Annotated in this window: 21 protein-coding genes; 12 read left to right on the forward strand and 9 right to left on the reverse strand. The window is 71.6% G+C overall.

Features of this window, described 5'->3' with window-relative positions; all coding sequences use genetic code 11:
• Positions 1-6 precede the first annotated feature (6 nt).
• Together fahA and ABD466_RS03220 are read left to right on the forward strand one after the other, a co-directional pair.
• A complete protein-coding gene (fahA, locus tag ABD466_RS03215) occupies positions 7-1,254 on the forward strand; it encodes a fumarylacetoacetase (RefSeq protein ID WP_344655369.1) in 1,248 nt (415 codons plus the stop codon).
• A gap of 140 nt (positions 1,255-1,394) precedes the next feature.
• The gene (locus ABD466_RS03220) at positions 1,395-2,045 is read left to right on the forward strand and encodes an ABC transporter permease subunit (protein ID WP_344655370.1); all 651 of its coding nucleotides are present in this window, start codon (positions 1,395-1,397) and stop codon (positions 2,043-2,045) included.
• Positions 2,046-2,053: 8 nt separating this feature from the next.
• On the opposite strand, the gene ABD466_RS03225 is transcribed toward ABD466_RS03220, so the two are convergent.
• Positions 2,054-2,743, reverse strand: a complete 690-nt coding sequence (locus ABD466_RS03225) for a bifunctional DNA primase/polymerase (protein ID WP_344655371.1) — start codon at positions 2,741-2,743, stop codon at positions 2,054-2,056.
• A 118-nt stretch (positions 2,744-2,861) separates the two neighbouring features.
• Here ABD466_RS03225 and ABD466_RS03230 point away from each other — a divergent pair, with 118 nt between their 5' ends.
• Entirely contained in the window at positions 2,862-3,626 is a 765-nt protein-coding gene (locus ABD466_RS03230; RefSeq protein WP_344655372.1) for a tyrosine-protein phosphatase, read from the forward strand.
• Positions 3,627-3,635: 9 nt separating this feature from the next.
• Entirely contained in the window at positions 3,636-4,343 is a 708-nt protein-coding gene (locus ABD466_RS03235) for a tyrosine-protein phosphatase (protein ID WP_344655373.1), read from the forward strand.
• 7 nt (positions 4,344-4,350) lie between these two features.
• On the opposite strand, the gene ABD466_RS03240 is transcribed toward ABD466_RS03235, so the two are convergent.
• Both ABD466_RS03240 and map read right to left on the reverse strand, forming a co-directional pair.
• Positions 4,351-4,623, reverse strand: coding sequence for a YciI family protein (locus ABD466_RS03240; RefSeq protein WP_344655374.1), 273 nt, complete (start codon positions 4,621-4,623; stop codon positions 4,351-4,353).
• A 16-nt stretch (positions 4,624-4,639) separates the two neighbouring features.
• Positions 4,640-5,500, reverse strand: a complete 861-nt coding sequence (gene map, locus ABD466_RS03245; protein ID WP_344655375.1) for a type I methionyl aminopeptidase — start codon at positions 5,498-5,500, stop codon at positions 4,640-4,642.
• 42 nt (positions 5,501-5,542) lie between these two features.
• Here map and ABD466_RS03250 point away from each other — a divergent pair, with 42 nt between their 5' ends.
• The gene (locus ABD466_RS03250; RefSeq protein WP_344655376.1) at positions 5,543-5,755 is read left to right on the forward strand and encodes a hypothetical protein; all 213 of its coding nucleotides are present in this window, start codon (positions 5,543-5,545) and stop codon (positions 5,753-5,755) included.
• Positions 5,756-5,836: 81 nt separating this feature from the next.
• Here the strand turns inward: ABD466_RS03250 and ABD466_RS03255 are convergent, their stop codons facing one another.
• The gene (locus ABD466_RS03255) at positions 5,837-7,210 is read right to left on the reverse strand and encodes a LamG domain-containing protein (protein WP_344655377.1); all 1,374 of its coding nucleotides are present in this window, start codon (positions 7,208-7,210) and stop codon (positions 5,837-5,839) included.
• Between the two features lie 48 nt (positions 7,211-7,258).
• A complete protein-coding gene (locus ABD466_RS03260) occupies positions 7,259-8,527 on the reverse strand; it encodes an MFS transporter (RefSeq protein ID WP_344655466.1) in 1,269 nt (422 codons plus the stop codon).
• Between the two features lie 287 nt (positions 8,528-8,814).
• On the opposite strand from ABD466_RS03260, the gene panB reads away from it, so the two are divergent.
• From panB to ABD466_RS03280, 4 genes are all read left to right on the forward strand, one after another.
• Positions 8,815-9,702, forward strand: a complete 888-nt coding sequence (gene panB, locus ABD466_RS03265) for a 3-methyl-2-oxobutanoate hydroxymethyltransferase (protein ID WP_344655378.1) — start codon at positions 8,815-8,817, stop codon at positions 9,700-9,702.
• Positions 9,703-9,758: 56 nt separating this feature from the next.
• A complete protein-coding gene (locus tag ABD466_RS03270) occupies positions 9,759-10,376 on the forward strand; it encodes a hypothetical protein (RefSeq protein WP_344655379.1) in 618 nt (205 codons plus the stop codon).
• Positions 10,377-10,637: 261 nt separating this feature from the next.
• On the forward strand, positions 10,638-12,239 hold the full coding sequence (locus ABD466_RS03275; RefSeq protein WP_344655380.1) for an MFS transporter: 1,602 nt from the start codon (positions 10,638-10,640) through the stop codon (positions 12,237-12,239).
• A gap of 138 nt (positions 12,240-12,377) precedes the next feature.
• Positions 12,378-13,127 (forward strand): TetR/AcrR family transcriptional regulator, encoded by a 750-nt coding sequence (locus tag ABD466_RS03280; RefSeq protein ID WP_344655381.1) that lies wholly within the window; start codon positions 12,378-12,380, stop codon positions 13,125-13,127.
• On the opposite strand, the gene ABD466_RS03285 is transcribed toward ABD466_RS03280, so the two are convergent.
• Positions 13,106-14,104 carry a GlxA family transcriptional regulator gene (locus ABD466_RS03285; protein ID WP_344655382.1) on the reverse strand — a complete coding sequence of 333 codons (999 nt, stop codon included), beginning with the start codon at positions 14,102-14,104 and terminating at the stop codon, positions 13,106-13,108. The genes ABD466_RS03280 and ABD466_RS03285 overlap by 22 nt on opposite strands.
• A gap of 134 nt (positions 14,105-14,238) precedes the next feature.
• Between ABD466_RS03285 and ABD466_RS03290 the strand changes: the two genes are divergently transcribed.
• Positions 14,239-15,150 (forward strand): NAD-dependent epimerase/dehydratase family protein, encoded by a 912-nt coding sequence (locus tag ABD466_RS03290; protein WP_344655383.1) that lies wholly within the window; start codon positions 14,239-14,241, stop codon positions 15,148-15,150.
• A gap of 6 nt (positions 15,151-15,156) precedes the next feature.
• Here the strand turns inward: ABD466_RS03290 and ABD466_RS03295 are convergent, their stop codons facing one another.
• A complete protein-coding gene (locus ABD466_RS03295; RefSeq protein WP_344655384.1) occupies positions 15,157-15,918 on the reverse strand; it encodes an SDR family oxidoreductase in 762 nt (253 codons plus the stop codon).
• Positions 15,919-16,404: 486 nt separating this feature from the next.
• On the opposite strand from ABD466_RS03295, the gene ABD466_RS03300 reads away from it, so the two are divergent.
• Together ABD466_RS03300 and glnA are read left to right on the forward strand one after the other, a co-directional pair.
• Entirely contained in the window at positions 16,405-17,868 is a 1,464-nt protein-coding gene (locus ABD466_RS03300) for a flavin-containing monooxygenase (protein WP_344655385.1), read from the forward strand.
• A gap of 34 nt (positions 17,869-17,902) precedes the next feature.
• A complete protein-coding gene (gene glnA / locus ABD466_RS03305; RefSeq protein ID WP_344655386.1) occupies positions 17,903-19,249 on the forward strand; it encodes a type I glutamate--ammonia ligase in 1,347 nt (448 codons plus the stop codon).
• A 141-nt stretch (positions 19,250-19,390) separates the two neighbouring features.
• Here glnA and ABD466_RS03310 read toward each other — a convergent pair whose 3' ends face one another.
• Both ABD466_RS03310 and ABD466_RS03315 read right to left on the reverse strand, forming a co-directional pair.
• Positions 19,391-19,780 (reverse strand): fic family toxin-antitoxin system, toxin component, encoded by a 390-nt coding sequence (locus tag ABD466_RS03310; RefSeq protein WP_344655387.1) that lies wholly within the window; start codon positions 19,778-19,780, stop codon positions 19,391-19,393.
• Positions 19,777-19,998 (reverse strand): hypothetical protein, encoded by a 222-nt coding sequence (locus tag ABD466_RS03315; RefSeq protein ID WP_344655388.1) that lies wholly within the window; start codon positions 19,996-19,998, stop codon positions 19,777-19,779. Before ABD466_RS03315 ends, ABD466_RS03310 begins: the two co-directional genes overlap by 4 nt.
• Positions 19,999-20,123: the final 125 nt, after the last annotated feature.

Consider the following 20,123-nt stretch of genomic DNA (forward strand, 5'->3'; position numbering starts at 1 on the left):
ACTGCCATGAACCAGCCCTCGCCCGCCACCTGGGTCCCGATCCCGCCCCTGTCCGGCTTCCCCGTCGAGAACCTGCCCTACGGCGTCGCGACGCACGGCGAGCGGCCGGCGCACGTGGTCACCCGGATCGGCGACTCCGTCGTCAGCCTCGGCGCGCTGGCTCTGAACGGGCTGCTGGACGGCACCATCGAGGAGCCGGCGGCGTACTTCGCCATCGGCACCCTGAACCCGTTCATGGCGCTCGGCGCGCCGGCCTGGGCCGCGGTGCGCGAACGGCTCACCGAGCTGTTCACCGAGACCCGGCACCGCTCCGCCGTCGAGCCGCTCCTGGTGCCGCTCGCGGACGTCGTGCTGTACCTGCCCTTCCAGGTCGCCGACTACGTGGACTTCTACTCCTCCGAGGACCACGCCACCAACCTCGGCCGGATCTTCCGGCCGGACGGCGAGGCCCTGATGCCGAACTGGAAGCACCTGCCGATCGGCTACCACGGCCGCTCCGGCACGGTCGTGCCCTCCGGCACCCCGATCCTCCGGCCCTCCGGCCAGCGCAAGGCCCCGACCGACGAGGAGCCCCGCTTCGGCCCCAGCGTCCGCCTCGACATCGAGGCCGAGGTCGGATTCGTGGTCGGCACGCCCTCGCCGCTGGGCCGCCCGGTGCGGGTCGAGGAGTTCGCCGACCACGTCTTCGGCGTGACCCTGGTCAACGACTGGTCCGCACGGGACATCCAGGCCTGGGAGTACGTGCCGCTGGGCCCGTTCCTCGGCAAGTCGTTCGCCACCTCGGTCTCCCCGTGGGTGGTGCCGCTGGCCGCGCTACAAGACGCCCGCGTCGCGCCGCCGTATCAGGACCCGGTCCCGCTGCCCTACCTCCAGGGCGAGACCTGGGGCTACGACATCGCCCTGGAGGTCACACTGAACGGCACCACGGTCTCCCGCCCGCCGTTCGCCGGCCTGTACTGGACCCCGGCGCAGCAGCTCGCGCACATGACCGTGAACGGCGCCAGCCTGCGCACCGGCGACTTCTACGCCTCCGGAACCGTCTCCGGCCCGCTGCCGGAGCAGCGCGGCTCGCTGATCGAGCTCACCTGGAACGGCACCGAGCCGCTGCACCTCGCCGACGGCTCCACCCGCACCTTCCTGGTGGACGGCGACACCGTCGCCATCAGCGGCGTCGCGCCGGGACCGAACGGCGCGCGCATCGGATTCGGCGAGGTCGTCGGAACGATCCAGTCGGCGGCGCGGCCGGGCCAATAACGGATATCGATCACAGAAGTCCTGCCTCGGGGCAATCTCGGCTTGGTTCTCAAATGAACGCGGTTCGGAAAAGCCTCGCGTCCAGCTCTTTCGGCGTGCCCTGATAAGCGTCGTCCTCCCTGGACAGGGAGGCCGTCGCCATGACCGCATCGCAGGGAGACGCCAGCACCGTCGGTACCGTCCAGGACTTCGGTGGCGCCGTGGCCACCGCCACCGCCGTCGAGGGCCGCTCGCTCCGGCAGATCGCCTGGCGCCGCCTGCGCAAGGACAAGGTCGCCATGGCCGGAGGAGTGGTGGCGCTGCTGCTGATCCTGGTGGCGGTGTTCGCGCCGGTGATCGTGCACTTCTTCGGCTACGACCCGAACCAGCCCTTCGACGGCCTCGTGGACCCGAGCCTCGGCACGCCCTACGGCAGGTTCGGCGGCATCAGCAGCGCGCACCTGCTCGGCATGGAGCCGAACTCGTCGTTGCAGCGCGACGTCTTCAGCCGGGTCGTCTACGGCGCGCAGATCTCGCTGCTGATCGCCGCTCTGGCCACCGCCGTCTCGGTGATGCTAGGCCTGGTGCTCGGCCTGCTCGCCGGGTTCTACGGCGGCTGGGTCGGCGCGGTCCTCACCGAGTCCAGCTTCGACCTCCACGGCATCGGCAAGGTGGCGATCGACGGCATCGGCAACAACGACCTGCCGGTGGTCTTCGCGGTGGTGCTGTTCGCGGCGACGTTCATCATCCTGGCGAACCTGGTGGTGGACCTGCTGTACGGGGTCATCGATCCTCGGGTGCGGAGGGAGTGAGCCCGGACTCAGAGCGTCGAGAACTCCGCCAACACGTCGGCCAGCACTTCCAACACCACCACCGCGTCCGGCAGCGGCGTCCCGTCCGCGGGCCAGTAGACCCAGCGCGCCGTGCGCCCCGACATGCTCACCGACGGCGGCACGAACACATAGCTGCCGCGATCGTGCCACCGCAGGCCCGGATGGTCCTCGAGCGTCTCGGGGCGGCAGTCCAGGGAGCTGGACCACCACTCGTCCTCGTCCGTGTCCGCGTCCGTGTCAGGGTTCGTGCGAGGCGCCGCGAAGAACAGGTACCGCCCGTCGGCCTCCGCGACCGGGCCGGGGGCGGTGCCGGTGACCAGGATGCGCTGGAGGGCGTCGGCGCCGGCTTGGTCCGGCACGTCGAGGACCGAGTGGGTCTTACCGGTCGGTGTGACGTAGTTCGCCTCCGGGTGGCGGCTGCGCCATCGGCCGAGCTGGGCCAGGTCCGTGCTCGCCTCCACCTGCCAGGCGCGGGACAGGGGATGCGCGGCGGGGGTGGGGCACCCGATGCGGTCGCAACTACAGCTGCCGTTGAGCGGGGCGGCGGCCGGGACCACGGCGAAACCGGCGGCGACGAAGCGTTCGAGGGGGTCCAGGATCCCGTCCGCGCGCGCGGCAACGCTGGAAGCGCCGTACTCGCGCTTCCGGTACTTGGCAGGTCGCCAGCTCCTCGGCACCCAAGCCCCCTGACGTCGTCGAAGGCCTAACGCGGTAAGGGTCAGGATACCTGGTGGCAACCCATGTTTCGTCAGGGGGTGCGGGCGGGGTGCTCCGTGGCGCGGGTACGGTGTGCCGGTGACCACACCGACGGAGGGGACCCCGGCCCCGGCCACCGACCGCCGCATCCCGCTGGGCGGCACCTTCAACGTCCGCGACGTCGGCGGCTATCCCGCCGAAGGCGGCACCGTCCGGGCCATGCGGCTGCTGCGCGGCGACGCCCTGCACCGCCTCGACGACGAGGCCCGCGCGCTGCTCGCCGGGCTCTCCGTGCGCACCGTGGTGGACCTGCGTGAGGACTTCGAAGTGCGGCTGTCCCCGGACGCCCTGGACGGTACCGGCATAGCCGTGCTGCGGATGCCGGTCTTCCGCTCGCCCGGCGACTCCTTCGGCCCCGCCCCCGAGGATCTGAAGACGGTCTACGACCACATGGTCGACAAGTGCGGCCCCGCCCTGGCCGCCGCCGTCGCCCAGGTCGCCGCCGCCGAGGCGCAGCCGGTCCTCGTGCACTGCTCCGCCGGCAAGGACCGCACCGGCGTCGTGGTCGCCGTGGTGCTCTCGCTGCTCGGCGTGACCGACGAGGTGATCGCCGAGGACTACCACCTCACCAGCGCCTTCCTCGCCGAGGAGTTCACCCACGCCGTCGAGCAGCTCAAGGCCTCCACCGGCCTCGGCCAGCGGCTCAACGGCCAGGCCCTGGCCTGCCCGCCGGAGCTGATCCTGGGCGCCCTGCAGCGGATGCGCGCCGCCCACGGCTCCATCGAGGCCTACCTGCTGGCCCACGGCCTCACCGCCGAGCACATCACGATCCTTCGCACGACCTTGATAGAGCCGATGCCCTAGCCTGACGCGATGCCCCTGCGACGAGACCTCGTCTGGGACGGCTGCGTCAACGTCCGTGACCTCGGCGGCCTGGGCCGCGTCCGCCCCGGCGCCCTGGTGCGGATGGAGGCGCCGTCGACGCTGACCGCGGCCGGCTGGGCGGCCCTCTGGGACCACGGCGTGCGCACCGTCCTCAGCCTGAGGGCCGAGGACGAGGACCGCGACGACCCGGACCGCTCACCGCGACCGCCGGGCATCGCCACGGCGCGCGTCCCGATCGACCCGGTCGGCACACCGTTCCACGACCACTGGCAGCCGATCGACAACCTGGCCACGCCGCTGTACTTCCCGGCGCTGCTGGCCGAGCATCCGGAGCGGATCGCCGCGGCGGTGAAGCTGATAGCCGACGCGGCGCCGGGCGGCGTCGTGTTCCACTGCGCGAGCGGCAAGGACCGCACCGGCCTGCTGGCACTGGCGCTGCTCGCCTTCGCCGGCGCGGAGCCGGACGAGATCGTCGCCGACTACCTGCTGACCTTCGAGCGGATGAAGCCGGTGTGGGACGCGATGGGCGTGCGGGACCAGATCACGGCGGTCGGCGAGCGGCTCGCGCGCCACGGGACGACGATCGAGGCGTCGTTGAGGACGACGATCGCCGGTCTGCGGATGCCGGACTACTTGCTGGAGAACGGTCTGACGGAAGAGGATCTGGCCGCGTTGGACCGGAGACTTTCCGGCTAGGACCGTCCTACCCGGCGAGCGCTTCCCGCCAGTCCAGGATCCGGTAGCTCCGAACGACCCCGTGGAGGACGAACGGATCTCGCGCCACGAACGCCTCGGCGGCCTCACGCGTCGTGAAGACCGCCATCGAGCCGTCCTCCTGAGGGTCGGCGAAGGTGCCGATCATCAGCAGCTCGCCACGCTCGACGTACGGCTGGTACGCGGCCACGTGCGCGGCGAAGTGTTCGGGCGCCTTCGCGGCCACGTCGTCGGCGGACTCGTAGAACACCACGGCCTTCATCGGTCGGCCTTCCCGGTCAGGACGCCGCGCTCGGCAGCGTCAGCACCTCCACCCCGTCGTTCGTCACCACCATCGTGTGCTCGAACTGCGCCGTCCGCTTCCGGTCCCGCGTCACCGCGGTCCACCGGTCGGGCCACATGTCGTAGTCGATGGTGCCCAGCGTCAGCATCGGCTCGATGGTGAAGGTCATGCCCGGCTGCATCACCAGGGTGGAGCGCGGGTCGTCGTAGTGGGGGATGACCAGGCCGGTGTGGAAGGAGGTGCTGATGCCGTGGCCGGTGAAGTCGCGGACGACGCCGTAGCCGAAGCGCTTGGCGTAGCTCTCGATGACGCGGCCGATGACGTTGATCTGGCGCCCCGGGCGGACCGCCTTCATGGCGCGGTCCAGGCTCTCCCGGGTGCGCTCGACCAGCAGGTGCGACTCCTCGTCGACGGTGCCGACCTCGAAGGTGGCGTTGGTGTCGCCGTGGACGCCGCCGATGTAGGCGGTGATGTCGATGTTCACGATGTCGCCGTCCCGCAGCACCGTGCTGTCCGGGATGCCGTGGCAGATCACCTCGTTGATCGACGTGCACATCGACTTCGGGTAGCCCTTGTAGCCCAGCGTGGAGGGGTAGGCGCCGTGGTCGAGGAGGTACTCGTGGCCGATCCGGTCCAGCTCGTCGGTGGTGACGCCGGGTTTGGCCGCGGCCCCGGCCGCCACCAGCGCGTCGGCCGCGATCCGGCCCGCGACCCGCATCCGCTCGATCGTCTCGGCGTCCTGCACCTCGCCGCCGGTGTACGGCTTGGGACCCTTGCGCCCCACGTACTCCGGTCGCTTGATCCCCGCCGGGACGGGCAGAGTGGGAGAGACGGTTCCGGGTACGAGTGTCGCCATAGTCAGACAGTCTAGGCACCCGGTGGAGCCAGGGAGGCAGCGATGCGCTGGACCAGGAAGGGCGAGCCTGCGGGTGATGACAGCTGGTACTACTGCGTGAAGCATGGCACGGTCGAACCCGCGGCCGCGTGCGCCGCGAAGGACCGGCTCGGGCCGTACGGGACGCCGGAGGACGCCCAGCACGCCCTGGACCGCGTGCGGGAGCGCAACGAGGCCTGGCGCGCGGCCGACGAGGGCCCCGGCGGCGAGGGGTAGCCGCCACCGGGAGCCGGGCCGGTACCGACGACCGGTGGCCGGCCGAGCCCCGTGCCGGGGAGCCGGCCCGTCTGGCGCCGCCTACAGTCCCTTGACCTCGGCGGCGCTCAACGCCCGGCTGTACACCCGCACGTCCGAGATGTAGCCGTTGAAGGGGTTCGACGGGTACTTCTGGTACCAGCTGCGGCCGATGGCGAACGGCCCTGTGGCGGCGTACGGCGCCGATCCGGCCTTCGCCGTGCCCTGCGGCACCCCGTCGACGTAGAACGCGATCGTCCCGGCCGGGGCGTCGTACACCCCGGTCAGCTGGTGCCACGAGTTCAGCGGCACCGGCGTCTTGGCCCCGACGCCGATGCTGGTCGGGGTGGTGGCGTCGCTGTCGGCCCGGACGAACGACCAGGTCTTGGCGTCGGTCGAGTAGCTGAACGTGAACGCGAAGTTCTGCGCGCCGTCCTGGCTGAACGCGGCCGCGTACTTCGTGGGGGTGGTGAGGCCGGTCTGGTCGATCCACATCGAGACCGTGAAACTCTTCGTGGTGTCGATCACGGGGCTCTTGGTCGCGACCTCGCCGCCCTTGATCTGGTTCGCGGGCCCGTTGAAGAAGACCGACCCGCCGTGCTGCCCCGGCGCGAAGGTCGCGGCTCCCGCGGCGGTCCCGGTCAGGCCGCGCCCGGAGGTGTCCGCCGCCGTGGTCCCGCCGGCCTCGCCGAGCCTCCAGTGCAGCACGTCCGCGTTCGGCGGGAGGACCGGCGCGGTGGTGGCCGGCGCCGGGGCGCCGGTGGTGTGGCCCGACGAGGGAGCCGAGGTCTTGGAACCGGTGGACGACGGCTTCGCCCCGGACGCGGGCGGCGCGGTGCTCCCGGCCGACGAGGCGGGCGCACCCGGCACGTTCTGGCCGTCACGGTTGGCGGGGCTGCCGGGTGCGCTGTTGTCGACCGGGCCGCCGCTGCTGGCCGGCGCCTGGGAGGAGGCAGCCGACGTGGCGCCGGGGGAGGAGGACTCCGCGACCGGCTGCTTCTTGCCGTCGCCGCCGCCGCCGGCGAAGGCGACGACGCCGACCGTGACGCCGACGACCGCGACCGCCGACGCTCCGATGAGCAGGGCCCTGCGACGCTTGTCCGGGCCGCCTGGGCCGCCTGGGCCGCCCGGGCCGCCCGGGCCGCCCGAGCCCGCCACAGGCGGAGGCCCGACCAGCATCTGCGGCTCGGGCTCACGAGCCGGCGGCGCCTGGAATCCGGCGGCCGACCGCTGCGGCTCGCCCGGCTGGTTCGGTGGGAAGAAACCCGTCTCGGCGGGCGGGAACGACGTCATCGGACGGCCGTCGGCCGGCGGCCCTCCCGGGCCGGCCTCCCCGAAGCCCGGCAGCGGCCCGCCGCCCGCAGGCGCCGGACCTCCCTGCGCCGCGCCCGGCACCCCCCAGCCCTCATAGCCGCCGCTGCCGTCCCCGCCCACCATGTCAAACCCCTTAACCGCTCCTGGCCGTCCAGCCCCCGCGAGCACAGATCATAGGGAGGCTCCCGCGTGCGCCGCCATCCGCTCCTCGCGCACGGCCAGCGCATGGACATCGGTCCTGGTGTCGTACCGCCGGAAGCCCGGCAGGCACGCCGCCAGGCCCAGCACCGCGCCGACGCAGGCCAGGCCGCCGAAGCCGACCGAGAACACCGGGCCGCGCCAGGCCGCCATCGATCCGGCGCGCACCTGGCCCAGGATCGGGCCGGTCGAGAACGACAGCATCTCGATCCCGGCCAGGCGGCCGCGCAGCGCGTCGGGGATGGTCTGGTTCCAGATCGACATCCGGAACACGCCGCTCACCGCGTCGGCCGCGCCGGCCGCCGCCAGGCAGGCCAGCACCACGCCCACGTTCAGCGTCGCCGCCACCAGCGCGATCGCCGCGCCCCAGGCCCCGGCCGCCCAGATCACGGCCAGGCCGTGCCGGTGCACGTGTTTCGTCCAGCCGCTGGTGAACGACACCAGGGCCGAGCCCACCGCGGGCGCCGCGTACAGCAGCCCCAGCGACCACGACGCGTGCAGCCGGTCGGCCAGGAAGGGGAACAGCGCGGTCGGCATCGCGAACGTCATCGCCGCGATGTCCACCACGTACGTCCCGATCAGCTCCTGCCGGCTGCGGGCGTACTTCCAGCCCGCGATGATCCCGCGCAGGCTGGCGTCCTCGGCGTCCTCACCCCGCGGCGACGGTTTGAGCCGGACCAGGAACGCGCACGACACGACGAACGTCACCGCGTCCGCCGCGTACGCGACCGTCGGCCCGGTCGTCGCCACCAGCACGCCGCCCACCGCGGGCCCGGCGATCTGCGTGAACGATCCGAGCAGCCATTGCAGCGCCCCGGCGGGCAGGATCAGGTCCGGCGGCACCACGCGCGGGACGATCGCCTCCCGCGACGGCCGCTGCAGTCCGTTCACCGCCGCGAAGGCCGCGGTCAGCACGTAGACCGGCCACAGCGCCGGATGCGGTAGCAGGGCGTTGACCAGCAGCAGTACCGCCAGCAGCGCGGCGGCCGCCTCGGTGACCACCACGAGTCTGCGCCGGTCCATGGCGTCGGCCAGGGCGCCGCCCCACAGCCCGCAGACCACCAGCGGCACCAGTTCGGTGGCGCCGAGCAGTCCGACCGCGAGCGCGGAGCCGGTGAGTTCCTTGATCTGGAAGGGGACCGCGACATAGGTCAGGAACGACCCGAACCCGGAGATCACCGAGGAGTAGGTGAGCAGCCGGTAGTCCCGGGAGACTTTCAGCGGGGTGACGTCGACGCTCAGGTCGCGCCACCGGCGACGGGGCTTCGTGGAGGAGCCCTGCTGCGACGCGTCGCCAGGCGCCGCAGGTTGTGAGTTCACGCGGGCGATTGTCCGAACCGCGGCCCACGCCCCGCAAACGACTTTCGCTGTCGTGTGAGCAGAGTCACGCGTGAGGCGGACGAGGCGCGGGACCGCGCGGGGCGCGAGTGCACGCGGGGTCTTAACAAGGGATCCTGGGCGTGAGACGATCAGCCCCGTCCGGGTACGCCGTTCGGCGCCTCGAGTCGTCTCAATGAGGAGAAACCAGCATGTCCGCTGAAGCCAGCGTCACGCAGGGGTCCACACCAGCACAGCCCACCGAGCCCAAGCTCTCGCTCTACGGCGGGACCGGAACGGGACGCCGCGTCACCGTCCGGGACCTGGCCAAGGCCAAGCGCGAGGGCGAGAAGTGGGCGATGCTCACCGCCTACGACGCCCTCACCGCCGGCGTCTTCGACGAGGCCGGGATCCCCGTCCTGCTCGTCGGCGACTCGGCCGGCAACAACCATCTCGGCTACGAGAACACCGTCCCCGTCACCGTCGACCAGCTGGTCATGCTCTCCGCGGCCGTGGTCCGCGGCACCAAGCGCGCCATGGTGATCGGCGACCTCCCCTTCGGGTCCTACCAGTCCTCGCCCTCCCAGGCCCTGGACACCGCCGCCCGCTTCATGAAGGAAGCCGGCTGCGGCGCGGTCAAGCTCGAAGGCGGCCGCCGGGTCCTGCCCCAGGTCGACGCCCTGGTCCAGGCCGGAGTACCGGTCATGGCGCACATCGGCCTCACCCCGCAGTCCGTCAACGTCCTCGGCGGCTACCGCATAGCCGGCCGCGGCGACGAGGAGGCCGAGAAGCTGATCTCCGACGCCAAGGCCCTCCAGCACGCCGGCGCGTTCGCCATCGTCCTGGAGCTGGTCCCGGCCGAACTGGCCGCCCGGGTCTCGGCGGAGATCGACATCCCCACCGTCGGCATCGGCGCCGGCGCCGGCACCGACGCCCAGGTCCTGGTCTGGACCGACATGGCCGGCCTCACCCCCGGCGGCGTCCCCAAGTTCGTCAAGCAGTACGCCGACCTGCGCGCCGTCCTCGGCGACGCGGCCCGCGCCTTCGCCAGCGACGTCGTCCACGGCACGTACCCGGACGAGTCCCACAGCTATCACTGAGTACTGATACGGCCGTCCGGGTGTTTCAAAGCCACCCGGACCGGCAGTATTCGACTATGGACTCGGCGCAGACGGACCTTCTCCGCGAACTCCTGGACGGCACCGCCTGGTTCGGCGAGTGCCGCGGTTTCGCCCGCAGCCTGCGACGCGCCCCGCGCACTCCCGGCGGCCTCCTCCTGGTCGGCACACCGGAGGAGGAGCCCTGGCACTTGGCCGCGCACCTCGACACCGAGGCCGGTCTGTCGGGTCTGCCGCAGCTGGCGCCGACTCTGATCCGCCACCGGGTCCCCGACGGCGCGCCACCGCACCTCGCGGTCCCGCTGAACCGGCTCGTGGAGGCCCGCCGGGGCGAGGCGGTCCTGGTGGTAGCCCCGGACGATCCGGGCGTGCCGCTGCTGGAGCGCGTGGACGACGCCCGGCGCCGAGGGGCGGCCATCCTGACCGTCGCAGAGGGCGAAGAAACGTCGGGCGAGCTGCTCTCGCTGTCCCACGACGCGCTGCTGGTCCCGGAGAACGGTGTCGTCCCCGGCTTCGACGCCGCTCAGCATCTGCTCGCCGCGACCGCGGGCGAGCTCGACGGCCGCGGCGGTCGCGGTGCCCGCCGGGGCTTCCGCGACCGGCTCACGGCCTTCATCGACCAGCTCTCCGGCGGCTCGGCGGACACGTACCGCTAGTGTTCCGCACCGGAAATCCGCTGCGGAGATCGACTCCAGAAACGACCCTGGCGGCGCCGGTGCCTTGACCGCTGCGCGGCCATCGGGCACCGGATTTCCGGCGCGGGGCACTAATGCCCGGTCACGGTCGCCACCCATAATCCGAAACGCTTGCGTCTCGTATCCCTCAGGCGTACGCTCGCGTCAGATAACGATACGGTCCCGTTCCGTATCGTTGCGCGTCCCCGCCGGGGAGGTGGGGGAAGAGGGGAAGAGGGGAACATGGAACGCGAGGTCATCCACCGCCGCAGATGGGCCATCCTCGGGGTGCTCATCTTCAGCCTGCTCGTGGTCGTGCTGGACAACACGATCCTGAACGTCGCCCTGAAGATCATCTCGAACTCGAAGAACGACCCGGTGGCGCCGGGCCTGGGAGCCTCGCAGTCCGATCTCGAGTGGGCCATCAACTCCTACACGCTGGTCTTCGCCGGGCTGCTGTTCACCTTCGGCATCGTCGGCGACCGCTTCGGCCGCAAGAGGATCCTGATGACCGGCATGATCGGGTTCGGGATCGCGTCGGTGCTCTGCGCCTACGCCGGCAGCCCGGGACAGCTCATCGCCACCCGGGCGCTGATGGGCTTCTTCGGCGCGGCGATCATGCCGGCCACGCTGGCGATCATCGCCAACGTCTTCGAGCCCAAGGAGCAGCCCAAGGCGATCGGCATGTGGGCCGGCGGCGTGGGCCTGGCCGTGGCCATCGGCCCGGTGCTGGGCGGCCTGCTGCTGGACCACTTCTGGTGGGGCTCGGTGTTCCTGATCAACGTGCCGATCATCATCGTGGCCCTGATCGCGATGGCGCTGCTGGTGCCGGACTCCAAGAACCCGAAGCCGGGCAGGCTGGACCCGGTGGGCGTGGTGCTGTCCATGGCCGGCATCGTGGTCTTCGTCTACGGCATCATCCGCGGTGCCGACGTCGGCTGGGGCAACCCGCAGATCTGGGGCTCGCTGGTCGGCGGCGTGGCGCTGTGCGCGGCGTTCGTCTGGTGGGAGCTGCGCACCGACCACCCGGCGCTGGACGTCCGCCTGTTCAAGAGCTCGCGGCCGTTCTCGGCCTCGATCATCCTGGTCGCGATGTCCTTCTTCGCCATGATGGGCGTGCTGTTCTTCCTGTCCTTCTACCTGCAGTCGGTGCTGGAGTTCAGCCCGCTGAAGGCCGGTCTGTACATGACGCCGTTCGCCCTGGCGCAGCTGATCTTCTCGCCGATGTCGGCCAAGCTGGTGCAGCGGTTCGGGGCGCGGGCGGTGTCGACGTTCGGCATGCTCGTCATCGCCGTGACCTTCCTCATGTACCAGTTCGTGAACCAGACCTCGTCCTCGGCGCTGCTGATCGTGATCTTCTTCCTGCAGGGCATGGGCATGGCGAACGTGATGCCGCCGGCGACCACGGCGATCATGACCTCGCTGCCCCGGGAGAAGGCCGGCGTCGGCTCCTCGGTGAGCAACACCGTCCGGCAGGTCGGCGGCGCGCTCGGCGTCGCGGTGCTCGGCACGCTGCTCACCACCGCCTACCGGAGCAAGATGGAGAAGCCGCTGGGCACCGTGGTCAAGGACCCGAGCGCGCTGCACAACGTCGACGGCTCGATCCAGGCGACCAAGGGCGCCGGGCAGCACCTGACGGTCCTGCAGAAGTTCTACCCCCAGGCCGACGCCGCGTTCATCCACGCGATGCACGTGACCGTGGTGGTCTCGGCGGCCGTGGCCTTCCTGGCCGCGCTCATCGCCCTGGCCTGGCTGCCGCGCCGCCCGGCCGGCGCGTCGGCGGCCCAGGCCGTCCAGGGCGGCCCGAGCGCCGCGGAGGCCACTGAGGCCGCGGGGGTGGCCTAGCGGCGGCCTGACGACGCCTCGGCCGCCCCGCCGGGAGGCCCCGTCCGCACACCGCGGCGGGGCGCCCGGCCGACGGCGGCCGAGGATCGGGGCGCCGCTACCCGCGCGACGGCCGCGACGAGGAGATGATGGAGCGCTATGACGACGACGCATGCCGACCACCCGCAGAACGGCCGACATCCGGGGACCGTCGCCGACGACGCCCGCGATGCCCGCGACACCCGTGACGTCCGTGACGCCTGTGACACGCGCGACGCCCGCGAGCCGCAACCCGCGAAGGACCAGCGCGACCGCCGCCGTCGCCCCGGCCGCCCCCGCAGCGAGGCCGCCGAACGCGCGATCCTCGACGCCGTCCTCGAACTCCTCGGCCAGGGCGTGCCCTATCGCTCGCTGTCCATGGAGCAGGTCGCGGCGAGTGCCGGCGTCGGCAAGGCCACCGTCTACCGCCGCTGGCAGAACAAGGAAGCCCTGGTCGTCGACGCGGTCACCACATTGTGGACCGAGTGCCCGACCCCGGACCTGACCGACGGCGAGCCCACCCGGAACCTCCTGGTCGAGTACCTGGAGAACATGGCCGACCTGATGCACTCCGACCGCGCGGGGCTGGTGTTCGCCTCGGTGATGGCCACCGCCATGACCAACCCCGAGCTGGTCCGGCGCTACCAGCAGGTGGCGATCGAGCCGCGGCGCGACCAGATGCGCGCGATCCTGCGGCACGGCATCGCCGCCGGCGAGTTGCGCGCCGACCTGGACATCGAGCTCACCGTGCGGATGCTGGCCGGTCCGGTCGTGCTGACCATGAAGACCGAGTACCTGCGGGAGCCGCTTCCGGAGAACTTCGTCCCGAACCTCGTGGACTCCCTGCTTCAGGGCGCGGCCGCGCGCTGACGGGGTTCGCGGGCCGCGGCGCGTCGCGGCTGCCACTCCGTCCGGTAGCCGCTCGGCGTGATCCCGAGGCGCGCCACGAAGTGGCGGCGCAGCGAGTCCGGGCTGCCGAGGCCGCTGCGATGGGCGATGCCGTCCATGGTCAGATCCGTGGTCTCCAGGAGCTGCCGGGCCAGGTCGATGCGCTGATGCAGCAGCCATCGCAGAGGGCTGAGTCCGGTCTCGGCGTGGAAGCGGCGGGTGAGAGTACGTTCGCTGACCTTCGCGTGCGCGGCCAGGTCCGCGAGGCCGAGCGGGGCGTCCAGCCGGGACTGCGCCCACGCCCTCGTGGCGGCCAGCGACCGCTCCCCGCTCGGCGAGGGCCGTCGCGGCACCACGGGCTGCGGCTGGTCCGCGGGCCTCGCCGGCGCCGCCACAGCGCGGCTCCCGGCCACCGCCGCCGCGGCGGCGCCGTGGTCGGTCCGGATCAGGTGCAGGCACAGCTCGATGACGGCGGCGGCACCGGCCGAGGTGAGCACCGCCCCGTCCTCGACGTACAACGCCTCGCGCTCGACCTTGATGCGCGGGTACTCCCGAGCGAGGCGCTCGACCACGTGCCAGTGCGTCGTGGCGCGACGGCCGTCGAGCACCCCCGCCCGTGCGAGCACGAAGACGCCCGTGCAGGACCCCACGATCCGCCGCCCGGTCGCCGCGGCCGCGCGCAACGCAGCGGAGAGCCCTTCGTCGACGCGCGGCTGAGCACCCCCACCGATCACGAAGACGGTGTCAGCCTCTTCAACGAGCCCCAGGCCGTCGTGAATCACGAGCTCGCCTCCCGCGACGGTCTCGACCAGCCCGGGCTCCGGCGTCGTCACCCGCAGCCGATACGCGGGCCGCCCGTCGCTTCCGGCCTCGCCGAGCACGGCCTGCGCCATCGACAGATCGTGCGCCATCACCGGCGGCACCACGACGAACACGACCTGATGCAAGGGCTCGGACATGGCCGGATCCTCCGGGTACTTGGCTGCCGTGGTACTGCTGCGGGACCGGACGTCACGGCCACAGTGGGACCAGCGCCCCCACGCCCTCGCGTGTTCCCAGAGCGCTTCCCGCCTCGACCTTCCGGAGAAGAACCATGCCGTTCCACGTCATCGTCGGCGCCGGTGCCACCGCGCTGGCCACTGCCCGCCTCCTCGCCGAGGAAGGAGACCGCGTGCGCCTGGTCAGCCGCCGCGGCGCCTCGGCGGGCCACGACCTGATCGAACCGGTCGCCCTGGACGCCACCGACGCCGACGCCCTGGCCGCGCTCAGCCGAGGCGCCGCGACGGTGGTCAACTGCGCGATGCCCGCGTATAACACCTGGCCGCAGGCCGTCCCGCCGCTGTTCCGGGCGATCCTCGCCGCCGCGGAGCGCAGCCAGGCGCGCTACGTGATGCTCGGCAACCTCTATGGCTACGGTCCCGTCGACGGCCCCGTCACCGAAGATCTCCCGCTGCTCGCCACCGGCCCGAAGGGCCGTGTCAGGGCCCAGATGTGGCAGGAGGCGGCGGCGGCCCACGAAGCCGGCCGGGTGCGCGCGACCGAGGTGCGCGCGGGACAGTTCCTCGGCACGGGTGCCGTGTCCTCCTTCACCCTGACCGTCGCGCCCAACGTGCTCGCCGGGCTGCTCGCCCTGACGCCCGCCGCGCTCGACACCGCGACCGGCTACACCGCGATCGAGGACGCGGCCCGCGCCCTCGTCGCCGTCGCCCGGGACGAAGCCGCCTTCGGCCGGGCCTGGCACGCCCCGGCCACCAACGCCACCGTGCGCGAGGCGGCCACGGTCCTGGCGAAGGTCGCAGGCGCGCCCGCGCCCCGCCTGGAGACGCTGACCGACCGGGACATCGCCCTGCTGACGCTGACCGCGCCGATCTGGGCCGAGTTCGAGGAGACCGCCCACATGTCGCACCAGCCCTTCCTGGTGGACTCCAGCCGGATCCAGCAGCGGTTCGGGCTCACGCCGACGCCGCTGGACGAGGTGTTCGGGCCGCTCGCTGCGGTTCGCTAGGCAGCCCTAATACGCCGCGGCCAAGTACTCCGCCCACGTCGCCTTGCCCTGACGGTTGTCGGGCGTGTTGTGGATTCCGTCGCGGAAGGCCTTGCCCACCTTGCCCGGCACTCGCAGCGGAACCAGCATCCGGTGCTTGCCGGTGGCGCGCAGCCACGTGCGCGCGAGGTCGCCGCACGGCAGCAGTTCCGGGCCGCCCAGGTCGGCGGCCCGGCCCTGCGGCGCCCCGACGGCCAGCTCCGCGAGGCGCCCGGCGGCCTCGGCGGCGTCCAGCGGCTGGAACGGGAACGACGGCACCGGCAGCAGCGGGGACTTGGCCGCCCCGCGCAGGAACGTGTCGAGCAGCTGGAACCACTGCGTGGTCCGCAGGATCGTGTACGGGAGCCCGCTGTCCTCGACCGCCTGCTCGACCTCGTACTTGGTCCGGTAGTACTTCAGGGGGTGCCGGTCCACGCCGACGATCGAGATGTAGACCAAGTGCGGCCGCCGTCCTCCGCGCTTGGCGGCCTCGATCAGGTGCCACGCCGCAGCCGTGTCGCCCTTGCCCTGCTTGCGGGTGTTGGAGGCGGCGTGCACGATCACGTCCACGCCGGCCATCGCCTCGTCCAGGCCGTCGCCGGTGTTCAGATCGCCGACCACCCACTCGCAAGACCCCGCGGCCCCGTCCCGTGCCCGCCGGCTCAGCGCGCGGACCTGCTCCCCGCGCGCGGCCAGCATCGGGACCAGGATGCCGCCGAGCGTGCCGCTCGCTCCGGTCACCAGGATCATCTTCAGCCTCCTCGCTGAGTCCACTACCCCGTCGCAACGAGGACGGATCGCTTCAGGAGGCAGTGACACGCCGCCGGTGTGATCCGGATTACTCCGGTTCCCGCCAGGTGTCGGTGACCTTGATGCCCGGCTGCCCCGGCGCCGCCCCGGCGACCCCGGAGTCCGGCAGGTGGTGCTCAGGCCACGGCCGGAAAAGAGTCCGAGGCCTCACCGCACGGGGGGACGGTGAGGCCTCGGGATGGGAGACCCCATCGCACGGGGGGACGATGAGGTCTCGTTGCAGGATTATTCTCCGTTCAACAACGCTTGGCGAGGGGTTGCGGATAGATTTTCGGCAAAGATCTTCAGAGTTTCCCCTCGGCCACCCGCAGTGACCGAATTTGGACCGCCTTTGTCCCGGTATGCGGGCCTATGGGCTCGAGGCTGCCGGGTACGACCCCGGCCGCCATGTCGACGCGGCGTCGGTATGGCGGTCTACTCCAATACATGACGACTGCGGACCCCCATCAGGTTGCAATCGTCGGAGCGGGCTTTTCCGGGCTGTGCATGGCGATCAACCTCCGCCGCTCCGGCATTCGGGATTTCGTCGTATTCGACAAGGAATCCGATATCGGCGGCGTCTGGCGGGACAACGTCTACCCGGGCTGCGGCTGTGACGTCCCGTCGCACCTGTACTCCTACTCCTTCGCCCGGTACGCCGACTGGACCCGCGCGTACCCGAAGCAGGAGGAGATCCTCGACTACCTCCACCGGTGTGTGAGCCGTTGGAAACTCGAATCTCACCTTCGCCTGGGCACCGAGATCGCCGAAGCCCGGTGGCGGCCGCAGGAGGGCCTGTGGCGGCTCCGCGACACAGCCGGCACCGAATACACCGCGCGGACCCTGGTGTGCGGCGTGGGACAGCTCAACAGGCCGCGCTACGCCGCCGTGCCCGGACGGGAGACGTTCACAGGCGCCCAGTTCCACTCCGCGGCCTGGGACCCCGCGTGGCCCCCCGAGGCCTTCGCCGGTCAGGACGTCGCCGTCATCGGCACCGGGGCCTCCGCGGTGCAGTTCGTCCCGGAGATCGCCCCGCACGCCCGCAGCCTGAAGGTCTTCCAGCGTTCCGCGAACTGGGTGATCCCGAAGTACGACTACGCCTTCGGGCCCGCCTCCCGCTGGGCCTTCCGCAACGTCCCCGGCCTCCGCCTGGCCCTGCGCGGCATCATCTACACCGTCGTCGGCGAGACCCTGCTGTACTCCGCGATCGCCGGCAGCGCTCTGGGCCGAGGCGTGCAGAAGTTCTCCGCCCGCCACCTCCGGAAGCAGATCGCCGACCCGGCGCTGCGCGCCAAGCTCACCCCGGACTTCCCCATCGGCTGCAAGCGGATCCTGATCTCGGACGACTGGTATCCGGCCCTGGCCCGGGACAACGTCGACGTCGTCACCGACCCGGTCGCCGAGATCACCCCGGACGGCGTCCGCACCGCCGACGGCACCGACCACCCGGCGACCGTGGTCATCCACGCCACCGGCTTCCGCGCCACGGAGTTCCTGAGCCCCATCGAGATCACCGGTCGCACCGGCACCCGCCTCGCCGAGCGGTGGAAGGACGGCGCCAGCGCCTACCTGGGCATCGCGGTCCCGGAGTTCCCCAACCTGTTCCTGCTCTACGGCCCCACCACCAACCTCGGCCACAACTCCGTCGTCTACATGATCGAGTCGCAGGTCAGGTACATCATGCGGTGGTTGGAAGCGGCCGGGTCCGGACAGGTCGAGGTGGCCGAGGAAGCCCTCGCGGCGTACACGGCGAACACCCAGCGGCTGCTGAGCCGCACAGCCTGGGCCGCCGGCTGCACCTCCTGGTACAAGACGGCGGACGGTCGCCTCGTCAACAACTGGCCCCGTCGATCCTTCCGCTACCGCCTCGCCACCACACGCCGCCGTGCGCGCGACTTCCTAACGCCGTAATCACCTGGAAACGCACCTCGTTCATACTGTGCTCATGGAACGTCAGCAGGAGTTCGTCCTCCGCACCCTCGAAGAGCGGGACATCCGCTTCGTCCGTCTGTGGTTCACCGACGTCCTGGGCTTCTTGAAATCGGTCGCGGTCGCCCCGGCGGAGCTGGAACAGGCGTTCAGCGAGGGCATCGGCTTCGACGGCTCCGCCATCGAGGGGTTCGCCCGAGTGGCCGAATCCGACATGCTCGCCAAGCCCGACCCGGCGACGTTCCAGATCCTGCCCTGGCGCGCGGAGTCACCGGGCACCGCCCGCATGTTCTGCGACATCCTCATGCCGGACGGCGCCCCCAGCTACGCCGACCCCCGCTGGGTGCTGAAGCGCACGCTGGCCAAGGCGGCCGAGCGCGGCTTCACCTTCTACACGCACCCCGAGATCGAGTTCTACCTGTTCGAGGGCCAGCCCAAGCCGGGCAAGGCCCCGGAGCCGGTCGACCACTCGGGGTACTTCGACCTGACGCCGCACGGCGTCGGCCACGACTTCCGGCGCCAGGCCATCACCCATCTGGAGAGCATGGGCATCTCGGTGGAGTTCAGCCACCACGAGGGCGGCCCCGGCCAGCAGGAGATCGACCTCCGCTACGCCGACGCCCTGTCCACGGCGGACAACATCATGACCTTCCGCCACGTGATGAAGGAGGTCGCCCTGGAACAGGGCGTCTACGCCTCCTTCATGCCCAAGCCGCTGGCCGAGCACCCCGGCTCCGGCATGCACACCCACCTGTCGCTGTTCGAGAGCGACCACAACGCCTTCCACGAGCCCGGCGCCGAGTACAGCCTGTCCAAGACCGGCCGCAGCTTCATCGCCGGCCTCCTCCGCCACGCCGGCGAGTTCACCGCGGTGACCAACCAGTTCGTGAACTCCTACAAGCGCCTGTTCGGCGGCGGCGAGCGCAGCGAGGCCCCGAGCTACATCAGCTGGGGCCACAACAACCGCTCGGCCCTGGTCCGCGTCCCGATGTACAAGCCGTCGAAGTCGCAGTCCACCCGCGTGGAGGTCCGCAGCGTCGACTCGGCGTGCAACCCCTACCTCGCCTTCGCGGTGCTGCTGGCCGCCGGACTCAAGGGCATCGAAGAAGGCTACGAGCTCCCCGCCGGCGCCGAGGACAACGTGTGGACGCTGTCCGACGGCGAGCGCCGCGCGCTCGGCATCGAGCCCCTGCCGTCGTCGCTGTCCGAGGCCATCTCGCGGATGGAGGACAGCGAGCTGGTCGCCGAGACGCTCGGGGAGCACGTCTTCGACTTCTTCCTGCGAAACAAGCGGGCGGAGTGGAACGAGTACCGGCACCAGGTGACGCCCTTCGAGCTGAACCGGTACCTGCCGGTGCTCTGAGGCCCTGAGGCCCTGAGGCCCTGAGGCTCTGAGGCCCTGAGGCCCTGAGGCCCTGAGGCGTGAGGCCGTGAGCGCCTGAACGCGAAGCGCCGCCCTCCGGCCGGCTCGACCGGCCGAGGGCGGCGCTCTCTCGTGACGTCCCTACTCCTTGGTCCAGTTCCGCAGCACCCAGGAGATCGCTCCCACGTCCAGCGTCCCGTCCGCGGCGTCGGCGGCCAGCCGTGCGGCCTCGCGGACGTCCGGCAGCACGGGCAGCCCGCACGCGGCCAGATAGGCGACCGCGGTCGCCGCCGCGAACAGCCGGTTCGCGTTCTCCAGCGCGGGAACCCGCGCCAGCTGGTGCAGCAACGCGGCGGCCTGATGATGCGGCCGCTCGTAAACACGCCGGCCCAGCACCACGGCCTGCGTCCGGGCCAGCGCCGCGTACAGGGCGCCGTAGTCGGTGACCGTGGGGTCGCCCGGCAGGCGTTGTGCCGCGTCCAGGAGCCACGCGATGTCGATCGGATGACCGGGGGCGGTCTCCCCACTCACGCCGCGGGCTTCAGGTCGTCGTCGAACACCCCGGCTGCCCGGGCGTCCTCCACGAACCGGTCGAAGACCGCGTCGAACACGGCGCGGCGCCCCCGGGTGTCGGCGTCGATCAGCCGGGACAGGTACTCGCCGAGGTTCACGCCGGCGTCCGCCGCCGCGGCGCGCGCGGCCTCGGCGATCTCGTCCGGGACGCGCGCGTTCAACTGCTGGTTGCCCATGCCGCCATGCTAGCGCTGATAGCAGGCTCTGTCAGCAGGGTGGGGAGACCTAGGACCAAAGTCCGACAACCCTGAAGACCCCAGCCTGAGGTGCGCCGGGGCACCTGGGGGCGAGGATCGACGAG

Origin of the sequence: Catenulispora subtropica (assembly GCF_039531675.1) — a bacterium.
GTDB classification, from domain to species: Bacteria; Actinomycetota; Actinomycetes; order Streptomycetales; family Catenulisporaceae; genus Catenulispora; species Catenulispora subtropica.